10 protein-coding genes and 1 pseudogene are annotated in these 10,117 nt (G+C 69.9%); 3 read left to right on the plus strand and 8 right to left on the minus strand.

Annotated elements, in window-relative coordinates; translation table 11 throughout:
- Positions 1-93 precede the first annotated feature (93 nt).
- The 3 genes from ACO057_RS11070 to ACO057_RS11080 all read left to right on the plus strand — a co-directional run bounded on the left by ACO057_RS11070 (position 94) and on the right by ACO057_RS11080 (position 2,425).
- Positions 94-1,323 (plus strand): CaiB/BaiF CoA transferase family protein, encoded by a 1,230-nt coding sequence (locus ACO057_RS11070; RefSeq protein ID WP_421991594.1) that lies wholly within the window; start codon positions 94-96, stop codon positions 1,321-1,323.
- Between the two features lie 150 nt (positions 1,324-1,473).
- Complete coding sequence (locus ACO057_RS11075) at positions 1,474-1,968, plus strand: cupin domain-containing protein (protein ID WP_421991596.1); 495 nt, start codon at positions 1,474-1,476, stop codon at positions 1,966-1,968.
- A 76-nt stretch (positions 1,969-2,044) separates the two neighbouring features.
- Positions 2,045-2,425, plus strand: coding sequence for a cupin domain-containing protein (locus tag ACO057_RS11080; protein ID WP_421991598.1), 381 nt, complete (start codon positions 2,045-2,047; stop codon positions 2,423-2,425).
- Between the two features lie 78 nt (positions 2,426-2,503).
- Here the strand turns inward: ACO057_RS11080 and folP are convergent, their stop codons facing one another.
- From folP to ACO057_RS11120, 8 genes and pseudogenes are all read right to left on the minus strand, one after another.
- On the minus strand, positions 2,504-3,418 hold the full coding sequence (gene folP / locus ACO057_RS11085) for a dihydropteroate synthase (RefSeq protein WP_421991600.1): 915 nt from the start codon (positions 3,416-3,418) through the stop codon (positions 2,504-2,506).
- A gap of 113 nt (positions 3,419-3,531) precedes the next feature.
- Positions 3,532-5,454 (minus strand): ATP-dependent zinc metalloprotease FtsH, encoded by a 1,923-nt coding sequence (gene ftsH / locus ACO057_RS11090; RefSeq protein ID WP_421991602.1) that lies wholly within the window; start codon positions 5,452-5,454, stop codon positions 3,532-3,534.
- A gap of 91 nt (positions 5,455-5,545) precedes the next feature.
- Entirely contained in the window at positions 5,546-6,730 is a 1,185-nt protein-coding gene (gene tilS / locus ACO057_RS11095; protein ID WP_421991604.1) for a tRNA lysidine(34) synthetase TilS, read from the minus strand.
- Between the two features lie 9 nt (positions 6,731-6,739).
- Entirely contained in the window at positions 6,740-7,576 is an 837-nt protein-coding gene (locus ACO057_RS11100) for a hypothetical protein (protein WP_421991606.1), read from the minus strand.
- A 12-nt stretch (positions 7,577-7,588) separates the two neighbouring features.
- The gene (gene pal / locus ACO057_RS11105; RefSeq protein WP_421991608.1) at positions 7,589-8,074 is read right to left on the minus strand and encodes a peptidoglycan-associated lipoprotein Pal; all 486 of its coding nucleotides are present in this window, start codon (positions 8,072-8,074) and stop codon (positions 7,589-7,591) included.
- Between the two features lie 206 nt (positions 8,075-8,280).
- The gene (tolB, locus tag ACO057_RS11110; protein ID WP_421991620.1) at positions 8,281-9,582 is read right to left on the minus strand and encodes a Tol-Pal system beta propeller repeat protein TolB; all 1,302 of its coding nucleotides are present in this window, start codon (positions 9,580-9,582) and stop codon (positions 8,281-8,283) included.
- Between the two features lie 47 nt (positions 9,583-9,629).
- The gene (locus ACO057_RS11115) at positions 9,630-9,767 is read right to left on the minus strand and encodes a hypothetical protein (RefSeq protein WP_421991610.1); all 138 of its coding nucleotides are present in this window, start codon (positions 9,765-9,767) and stop codon (positions 9,630-9,632) included.
- Positions 9,764-10,117 (minus strand): annotated as a pseudogene (locus ACO057_RS11120) (hypothetical protein); the annotation flags it as partial. The gene ACO057_RS11115 and the pseudogene ACO057_RS11120, both read right to left, overlap by 4 nt.

The raw sequence follows: 10,117 nt of genomic DNA on the forward strand, positions 1-10,117 counted from the left end.
ATAGCGTCGGCCGGTCTGGCTGCCTGTCCCAGGCGTCTTCCCCCGGTCCCGCAAAGCGGCAGGATCGGGATCCACGGCAAGGGGTTTGTGACGATGACTGCGAAGCTGCGCCGGCGCCAATTCGACGCGCAGGCGAAGGGGCCGCTGGACGGCCTCCGCGTGGTGGATCTCTCGCGCCTCGTCGCCGGCAATGTCCTCACCAAGGTGCTCGGCGACCACGGCGCCGAGGTGATCAAGGTGGAGCCGCCCGCCGGCGATTCGCTGCGCGCCTGGAAGACCGGTGGCGTCGAGACCTCCTGGAAGACGCTCTGCCGCAACAAGCGCAGCCTCTGCCTGGACCTGCGCAACCCCGAGGCCATCGGCGTGGTGCGCAAGCTGGCCGAGACCGCCGACATCTTCGTCGAAAGCTTCCGCCCCGGCGTGCTGGAGGAGATGGGCCTTGCCCCGGACGTGCTGCTGGAACTGAACCCCGCACTGGTGATCGTGCGCGTCTCGGGCTGGGGGCAGACCGGGCCCTTCTCGCACAAGCCGGGCTTCGGCACGCTGGTCGAGGGCTATTCCGGCTTCGCCGCCATCAACGGCTTCGCCGATCGCGAGCCCGTGCTGCCGCCCATGTTCATGGCCGACGCCTATGCCGGGCTCTACGGCTCCTCGGCGGCGATGATCGCGCTGCACCACGCGAAGGCCACGGGCGAGGGCCAGGTGGTGGACCTTTCCCTCTTCGAGCCGATCTTCGCGATGCTCGAGCCGCAGATGGCCAACTACCGCATCTCGGGCAAGAAAAAGCCCCGCACCGGCAGCCGCAGCACCAGCACCGCGCCGCGCAACGCCTATCAGACGAAGGACGGCGGATGGGTCGGGCTGTCGAGCTCCACCCAGGGCGTCTTCGTGAAGCTGATGAAGAGCCTCGGGCGCACCGATCTGCTGGACGATCCGCGCTTCCGCACCAATTCCGACCGCATCCGGCATATCGAGGAGATCGATGGCGTGGTGCGTGACTACGTGGCCCAGATGACCATGGCCGAGGCCCTGGCGCAGTTCGACCGCGACGGCGTGACCATCGGCCCCATCCTCGACGTCGCCGGGCTGGACGAGGACCATTACATCGCCGAGCGCGAGGCCCTCATCGAGGTGCCCGATGCCGAGATGCCCGGCGGCTGGCTGCCCATGCATGGCGAGATTCCGCGCCTGTCCAAGACCCCCGGCATCCTGCGCAACGCCGCCCCGGCGCTCGGCCAGGACAATGACGCGCTGTTGCTGCCGATCCTCGGCGCGGAGGAGCTCGCCCGGCTGCGCGCGGGTGGCGTGGTGCTGCACGGCTAGAGCCCTCTTCGTTCGCAAGGGCTCACTTCGAAGTCTCTAGCTATTTGTTTTTTCGAGCATCTTTACCCGACCAGACGATTCCGTCTGATCGGGTGACGCTCTAACGAACTCTTCTGGACAGCCGCCGCCGGCCTCGCGGAGGATCGGCGGATGGAACAAGCCCCGCTCGTCGTCGTCCCGCCGGAAGGCGGACGCTCCTACTGGCAGCCCGTGCCCGCCAACGGCTTCGTGCGCTGTCTGCTCGCCTCGAACGAGATCGGGGCCGAGACCCCCTTCTCCATGGGCACGCAGACCGTCGATGCCGGCTGCTTCGTGCGCGAGCACATGCACCCCGACAACGAGGAGGTCATCTTCGTGCTGGAAGGGCGCGGCGAGGCGCTGCTCGACGGTGTCACGACGCAGCCGATGGAGAAGGGCGGATGCTTCTTCCTCGGCAAGGGACGGCTGCATCGCTTCGAGGCCTCGGCCGAGGCGCCGATGGTGTTCCTGTGGCTGATGATGCCCGGCGGGCTCGAGACCTTCTTCGAGCGCATCGGGCGCGAAAGGTCGGAAAGCGAGGCGAAGCCCGCCCCCTTCCCGCGCCCCGCCGACGTGCTGCAGATCGAGGCGCAGACGGTGTTCGGGGTGGTGCCCCCCAAGGGGTGAGATCAGCTCGGGCCGGCTTTGGGATTCCCGGCACGCACGCCATCATGCGGCGACAGACGAGCGCAGGAGCCGCACCATGGCGAACACCAAGGCCCATCTTGAATTCCACGCACTGGATCTCGGCGCCGGCTGGGAGACGCCCCCGGGCTATCCGGCCGGCATCCAGCAGAAGATCCTGGCCGGCACGCTGGACGAGGCGGGCAAGAAGGGCTGCCGCACGCGGCTGCTGCGCTTCCAGCCCGGCGCCTTCACGACCGCGCCCTTCGTGCACGACTATTGGGAGGAGGTCTTCCTCGTCAGCGGCGACCTCTGGGTCGGCAATGACGCGCAGGGCCAGGGCGGCGAGAAGTTCGGGCCCATGACCTATGCCTCACGCCCGCCCGGCGCGTGGCACGGTCCCTTTCGCAGCGAGCAGGGCTGCATCCTCTATGAGAGCCACACCTACGATCCGGCCTAGCCGCCCCGGGACCGCGGTGCATTGCCGCGGTCCCGGCACGGCCGGCGCGGAGCGCGCCCAAGGCCAGCCGCCGGATCCTCAGTCCATGTCCTCGAAGCCGACGGCCAGCGCCTCGGCCATCCGCAGCGCCCGCACCGTTTCCGCCACGTCGTGCACCCGCAGGATATGCGCGCCGTTCGCCGCCCCCGCGAGCGCGACCGCCAGGCTGCCCGTCACACGCTGACCGGCCTCGGCCACGCCGGTCACCCGCCCGATGAAGGTCTTGCGCGAGGCGCCCAGCAGGATGGTGCAGCCGATATTCGCCAGCAGCGCCAGCCGCGCCACCAGCGTCAGATTGTCCTCGATCCGCTTGCCGAAACCCAGGCCCGGATCCACCGCGATGCGGCTGCGCGGGACGCCGAGGCGCTCCAGCGTCTCGACCCGCGCTTCCAGGAAGCGGGCCACCTCCATCGCCGTATCCTGGTAGTGGATCTCGCGCTGCATGGTGCGGGGATCGGTGGTCAGCGCATGCATGATCACCACGGGACAGCGCGACTGCGCCACCACGCGCAGCGCATCCGGATCGTGCCGCAGCCCGCTCACGTCATTGACGATCTCCGCCCCCGCCTCCAGCGCGGCGATCATCGTGCGTGCATTGCGCGTGTCCACGCTGACCGGCGCCGAGGTCGCCAGCGCGCGGATCACCGGCAGCACGCGGGCGATCTCCTCCTCCACGCTCACGGGTTCGATGCCGGGCTTGGTGCTCTCGCCGCCGATATCGAGGATGTCGGCCCCGGCCTCGAGCATGGCGTGGCCCTGGGCGATGGCGGCCGCATGGCCCTCGCCCAGCCCGTCGCCGGAAAAGCTGTCGGGCGTGCAGTTCACGATGCCCATGACCAGCGGCCGCGCGCGATGCCGCGCGATGCCTGCGAATTCGGGCATGCCGCGCGTCAGGCGCTCCAGCGATGGATGCTCCTGCGGCGGCGGCAGGATCGAGCCCTCAGGTCCGCGCACCAGCGAAAACGCGATGGGCCCGCCCTGCAACGGCAGGGCGAGCCCATCTCTTATCGCGGCGAAAGCTGCCGGGCCATTCAACAGGCCCAGCGGCTCAAGCCATTCCTTGCCGCTCACCCCGCGGGCTGCGGGTTCAGCCCGCTGCCGGTATCCGGCCGGGGCGTGCGGCCCGAGCTCGGCACGCTGCCGCGCCCGCTCGAGGTCGGCTCATCGGGGCGAAGGCGCACCACCGGCTCGCCGCGCAGAACCGTGCGGATCTCGTCGCCGGAGAGCGTCTCGTATTCGAGCAGCCCCTTGGCCAGACGCTCCAGCTCCTCGCGGTTCTCGGTGAGGAGCTTCGTGGCTCGGGCATAGGCGCGGTCGATGATGCTGCGGATCTCGCTGTCGATGATCCGCGCCGTCTCCTCGGAGAGGTTCTTGGACTGCGTCACGCTATGGCCCAGGAAGACCTCCTGGCTGTTCTCGCCATAGGCGACCATGCCGATCTTGTCGCTCATGCCCCATTCGGTGACCATCATGCGGGCCATGTTCGTGGCCATCTTGATGTCGCCGGACGCGCCGTTGCTGACCTTGTCGGAGCCGAAGACGACTTCTTCCGCGACGCGGCCGCCCATCGCCATGGCGAGCTCGGCATTCATCTTGGACTTGTGCTTCGAGTAACGGTCGCCGGCGGGCAGGCTCATCACCAGGCCCAGCGCGCGGCCGCGCGGGATGATGGTGGCCTTGTGCACGGGGTCGCATTCCGGCTCGTGCATGGCGACCAGGGCATGGCCCGCCTCGTGATAGGCGGTCATCTTCTTTTCGTCCTCGGACATGACGAGGCTGCGGCGCTCGGCGCCCATCATCACCTTGTCCTTGGCATGCTCGAACTCGGCCATGCCCACGGTCCGGCGGCCCGTGCGCGCGGCCAGCAGCGCGGCCTCGTTCACGAGATTGGCCAGATCGGCGCCCGAGAAGCCCGGCGTGCCGCGCGCGATCGTCTTGGGATCGACGTCGGACGCCAGCGGCACCTTGCGCATGTGCACGCGCAGGATCTTCTCGCGGCCGTTCACGTCGGGGTTCGGCACCATCACCTGACGGTCGAAGCGGCCCGGACGCAGCAGCGCGGGGTCCAGCACGTCGGGGCGGTTGGTGGCCGCGATGATGATGACGCCCTCGTTGGACTCGAAGCCGTCCATCTCGACCAGCATCTGGTTCAGCGTCTGCTCGCGCTCGTCATTGCCGCCGCCCAGGCCCGCGCCACGATGGCGGCCCACGGCGTCGATCTCGTCGATGAAGATCAGGCAGGGCGCGTTCTTCTTGCCCTGCTCGAACATGTCACGGACGCGCGACGCGCCGACGCCCACGAACATCTCGACGAAGTCGGAGCCCGAGATGGTGAAGAAGGGCACGTTCGCCTCACCGGCGATGGAGCGCGCCAGGAGCGTCTTGCCGGTGCCGGGCGGGCCGACAAGCAGCACGCCCTTGGGGATCTTGCCACCCAGCTTCTGGAACTTGCCGGGGTCACGCAGGAAGTCGACGATTTCCTCGAGCTCGGCCTTGGCTTCGTCGATGCCGGCCACGTCCTCGAAGGTCACGCGGCCGTGCTTCTCGGTGAGCAGCTTGGCCTTGGACTTGCCGAAGCCCATGGCGCGCCCGCCGCCGCCCTGCATCTGGCGCATGAAGAAGATCCAGACACCGATGAGCAGCAGCATCGGGAACCAGGAGATCAGGATCTGGAAGAGGGGGTTCACCTCGCTCTCTTCCGGACGGGCCACGACCCGCACGCCCTTGTCGGTCAGGCGCGAGACGAGCTGCGGATCCTCGGGGGTATAGGTGCTGAAGGCCCGCCCGTCGCTCAGCGTGCCCGAGACCGTGCGGCCCTGGATCGTCACGTCCCGGACATGGCCGGAATTCACTTCATTGACGAAATCGCTGTAGGCGACCTGCGTCTGCGCCCGGGTGTTCGTCCCCGAAGGCTGGAACAGGTTGAAGAGCGCCACCAGCAGCAGCGCCACAATCACCCACAAGGCCAGGTTCCGGCCGAAATTGCTCACGTCGCGCGATCCCCTCTGCCGATCATTGTATCGGCACCTGGTGAACATAGTGCGTCCGCCGCTCCAAAAAATCCCGGAGCCCGAAGAGAATTCATCCCATGAGGTGACATTCGGTGACAGGACCGCCTGGAGGGGCGAAGACAGGCGGGAAGCTTACCGCCATTTCAGATTCAGGATAGGCCAAGTGCGGGGCCAGGACCAGCATTCCATCCGCCGCCCGCCGCAGGGCCGGCAGGCTGGCCAGGCCGACGGCCGGCAAATGCCGCGCGCGCCCCCGCACGGCGGAGGCATCCGGGCCGAGGGAGCCGGCGACGAGACCGGGCGGCACCGCGAGACGGAAGCGCGGGTCCGGCCCCTCGCCGCCCTCGCGGACCAGCCAGCCGCCCCGCCACAGCGTGCCTCCGAGCGAGCCTGAGCCGCGGGCCAGCAGTGCGGCGACGGCGGCCTCGGCCGGCGCGTGCTCCCGCCCGCCGATCGCGCGGATCAGCCCGGCCATCAGCTGCCGCGCCACGCGATCCTGCCCCAGCCGGTCCGTCGCGATGGCCGCGCAGCCCTCCGGCAACAGGCGGATGGAGGCGGCCAGCCGTTCGGCGATCCGGGTCGCGAGGCGGCCTCGGCGGCAGGCGAAGCCGTCGGCGGCGAGGGCGGCGGCCGCGATCTCGCCAGAGGCGCGCAGCCGGGCGCGGGCGAAGCGCGGGTCGGCATTGGAGGGATCCTGGACGGGCGCGAGGGGCCAGCCCTCCAGGCTCGCGGCCAGCCGCGCCTTGGGGATCGCCAGCAAGGGCCGCAGGATCAGCGCCTCGGCCGCCACGGTCAGTGAGGCCATGCCGGCGAGACCCTGGCCGCCGCTGCCGCGCAGGGCGCGGAACAGGACGGTCTCCGCCTGATCGTCGGCGTGATGCCCCAGCAGAAGATGCGGTGCGCCGGCCTCCAGGCAGGCCGCCAGCAGCGCCGCCCGGCGCGCGCGGCGGGCGCGGTCCTGCAATCCTGACCCTGCCGGCAGACCCAGCGGAAGGACGCGCACCGCGATGCCGACGCCGGTCAAAGCCTGGGCCAGCGCCGAAGCCTCGGCCGCGCTTTCCGCCCGCAGACCGTGTTCGACGACCAGGGCCAGCAACGAAACGCCGCGCGCGCGCGCCCAATCTCCCGCGAGCCGCGTCAGGGCCAGGGAATCGGGGCCGCCGGAGCAGCCCACGGCGATGCGGTCGGAAAAAGGCCCCAGCGGAGCCATCAGCGCGGCGAATTCCGCGCCCGTGACCGGCGCGGGGCCGGTCACATCAGGTCTCTAGCGGCACTGCGCGCGCTGACGCGCGGAAGCGGCCTCGGCGGCCAGAGGCGGGCGCAGATTGGGGAACTGGCTGCGCAGGTCGTTCAGCGTGTCGCAGGCCTCGCGCTTGTTGCCGAGGCCCTGGAAGGACGTGGCGAGGCCGATGAGCGCCTCGGGGGCGCGGGGGCCGGTCCGCGCGCGGGTATAGGCTTCGTTATAGGCGATCGCGGCATTGCCGAAGTCGCGCTTGCCGGCGAGGGAGTCCCCCAGCAGCATCTGTCCGGCAATGACATGCGCCCCGGATCGGCCGGCGAGCGCCTCGCGGGCGGCGGCCTCTGCGGCGGCATAGTCGCGGCGGCCGAGCGCGGCGTTGCCTTCGGCGATAGCGCGGTCGGGCGTGCGCGGCGCGGGCGCGCCGGTGCTCGTGGTCGGCGGCGCCAAAGGCGGCGCGACGGGCGCGGGGCGCCCCGGTGCGGGAGCGGAACCGCCGCCACCACCACCGCCGGCCTGGCCGAGCCGGAACTCCATGTCGCCCTGATATTTCTCGAAATCTTCGCGGAGGCGGCGGTTCTGGTTTTCCAGAACATCCACCCGGCCGCGCAGGCGGCTGGTCTCGTCCTGCAGCGTATTCACGCGATCCAGCAGCGGGCCAACCAGCTCGCTGCCGCCGCCCGAACCGCCCCGGGAGGGCGACGGCGGCGGGAGGCTACCGCCCCCGCCACGACGCATCTGCTCCATCTCCTGGCGCAATTGCAGGATCTGGTTTTGCAGCGCGATCCCCTCGCGACTGTCCATCTGGGCCACTGCCGGCGTTGCCAGCAGCGTCAGACCGAGGAAGAGGACCGCGCCACGCATCAGGCGAACCGCTTAGCGGACCACGGTGACGGCACGGCGGTTGCGCGCCCAGGCGTCCTCGTTGGAGCCGAGCGCGTCCGGACGGTCCTTGCCGTAGCTGATGGTCTGGATGCGCGAGCCGGCCACGCCGCTCGCCACGAGGACGTCGCGCGCGGAGTTGGAACGGCGCTGGCCGAGGGCGAGGTTGTACTCGCGCGTGCCGCGCTCATCCGCATGGCCTTCGACCATGACCTGGTTCTGCGGATACTGCGCGAGCCAGGCGGCCTGGCGCACCAGCACCGGGCGCTGGTCGGCGCGGACGCCGTTCAGGGCGGTGTCGAAGAACACGCGGTCGCCGACATTGGCGGCCAGATCTTCCTGGCTGCCGGGCCGGACCGCGCCGCTGCCGCTGCCGGCACCCGCGCCGCCGGCGTTCGCCGACGTCTCGGGGTCGGAAGAGCAAGCAACAAGCAGCCCCGCGGCCGCAACAGCGGCGAGGAAAGTCTTCGTGGCGGCCATAATGTTCTCCTACTGCCTAGGCATCTGTCTATCTGATGGCGAATGTACCGCTTTCTCAGGCGGAACCTCGCGCAAAGCACGACTAGACCCCCCGCATGGCGCAATCAAGGCGTAAGGCCGCGCGCCACGCGCGGAGCAAGTATTCAGGACATAAACAGCATCAAGGTCGCGTCGGTACTGGCCTCCGCGACCTTCGGCACAAGGGATCAGCTGATCAACGGCGACCAGCTGGGATCGGTTGCATCCGTCGGCGTCACGATCTGGCGCTCGTTGAAGCCCGCGATGTCGATCGACGACAGCCGCGCCGAGTAGCCCGAGCCGCGGTTGTCCCGCGCCGCGGACTCCCGATAGAACATCAGCACCCGGCCATTGGGCGCGAAGGTCGGCCCCTCCATGCCCCAGCCTTCGGAGAGAATGCGCTCGCCCGAGCCGTCGGGCCGCATCACGCCGATGGCGAACTGCCCGCGCGCGATGCGGGTGAAAGCGATCAGGTCGCCGCGCGGTGACCAGACCGGCGTCGCATAACGCCCATTGCCGAAGCTGATGCGCCGCGCGCCGCCGCCGCCCGCATCCATGACGTAGAGCTGCTGGTCGCCGCCCCGGTCCGAGTTGAAGACGATCTGGCTGCCATCCGGCGAGAAGCAGGGCGACACGTCGAGCCCGCCGCCGCTGGTGAGCTGCCGCTCGCGCCGCGAGGCCATGTCCACCACGAAGATATTCGCATCGCCGCCGCGCACGGAGGAGAGCACCACCGAGCGGCCGTCCGGCGAGAAGCGCGGCGAGAGCGTCATGCCGCTGAAATTGCCCAGCACCTCCTGCCGCCCGCTCTCCAGGTTGAAGAGGTAAACGCGCGGTTCGTTGCGCTGGTAGGACATGAAGGCGATGCGCGTCGCGTCCGGGTGGAAGCGCGGCGTCAGGGCCTGGAACTGGCCGTCGGTCAGGAAGCGGTTGTTCTCGCCGTCCTGGTCCATGATGGCGAGGCGGCGGACGCGCCGGTCGCGCGGGCCGGTCTCGGCGATATAGGCGATGCGGGTGTTGAAATAGCCCGTCTCACCCAGCATCCGCTTGTAGATATCGTCGGAGATGATGTGGGCGATCTGCCGCCAGTTGCTGCTGGTGGCGTTGTAGGCGGTGCCCAGGGCCTGCTGCTCGGGCAGGATGTCCCAGAGGCGGAACTCCACGCGCAGCCGGTCGCCGCTGCCATCCACCTTGCCGGTGACGAGCGCCGCGGCGCCGATGACGCGCCAGTCCTGGAAGCGCGGCGTCGCGGCCGCGGCCTCCGGCGTCTGGATGAAGGCCTGGCGGTCGACGGGCCGGAACAGGCCCGAGCTGCGCAGGTTGTTGGTGATGACGCGCGAGATCTGCGCGCCGAGCGGGGAGCCTGCCATGTCGGGGATGGCGATGGGGATCGGCTCGGTGCGGGCGCGGGTGATGTCGACGATGGTCGGCGGGCTGCCGGTCTGGGCCGCCGCCGGCAGGGGCGTGGTCCAGATGCCCGGAGCCACCATGGCGGCAGCGCCGCCGGTCAGCAGCGAGCGACGATTCAGAATGGGCGTCACGATTGCGTTTCTCCGGTGACTTGGAAGGGGGATGCCTGCGGCCCGAGCCGGACCGCAAGGTGAATCACCGCCTCCGCATAGTTTTCGATCCAGCTTGGCCTCTCGGCGGCCGGGTTCAAGGCATCGTCGCTCATCGTAGCCCGAGCTCCCTCGGGTTGAAGCGGAAGATGGTGTTCCGCAAAGCCTCCAGCCTATCGCGCGAGAGGGGCAGCGGGTTGCATCGCGGGTCGAGCAGGGCGCGGCGGGCGGCCTCGAAGACCATCCGCGCGCGCGGCTCGGTGGGCACGGCCCCGTTGGGCAGGACCTGACGCACCACGCCTCCGGCATCCACCTGCACGCGCAGCTCGACGACGATGGAGGAGATATTGGGCGCGCCCGCATCCACGGCCCAGCACTCGCCGATCTTGTCGGCCAGGCCGGCGCGCTCGGCGGCGGTCAGGTTGGCGACGCCGGCCGGCGTGCCGCCGGTGCGGTCGGGCGCGCT

Origin of the sequence: Roseococcus sp. (assembly GCF_965227005.1) — a bacterium.
GTDB lineage: Bacteria > Pseudomonadota > Alphaproteobacteria > Acetobacterales > Acetobacteraceae > Roseococcus.

Bases quoted from the DNA above. Each gene is read 5' to 3' on its own strand.
- ACO057_RS11075 (WP_421991596.1), top strand. From the start codon at position 1,474: ATGGAACAAGCCCCGCTCGTCGTCGTCCCGCCGGAAGGCGGACGCTCC.
- ACO057_RS11080 (WP_421991598.1), top strand. From the start codon at position 2,045: ATGGCGAACACCAAGGCCCATCTTGAATTCCACGCACTGGATCTCGGC.
- pal (WP_421991608.1), bottom strand. From the start codon at position 8,074: ATGGCCGCCACGAAGACTTTCCTCGCCGCTGTTGCGGCCGCGGGGCTG.
- ACO057_RS11100 (WP_421991606.1), bottom strand. From the start codon at position 7,576: ATGCGTGGCGCGGTCCTCTTCCTCGGTCTGACGCTGCTGGCAACGCCG.
- ACO057_RS11070 (WP_421991594.1), top strand. From the start codon at position 94: ATGACTGCGAAGCTGCGCCGGCGCCAATTCGACGCGCAGGCGAAGGGG.
- tolB (WP_421991620.1), bottom strand. From the start codon at position 9,582: ATGGTGGCTCCGGGCATCTGGACCACGCCCCTGCCGGCGGCGGCCCAG.
- ACO057_RS11115 (WP_421991610.1), bottom strand. From the start codon at position 9,767: ATGAGCGACGATGCCTTGAACCCGGCCGCCGAGAGGCCAAGCTGGATC.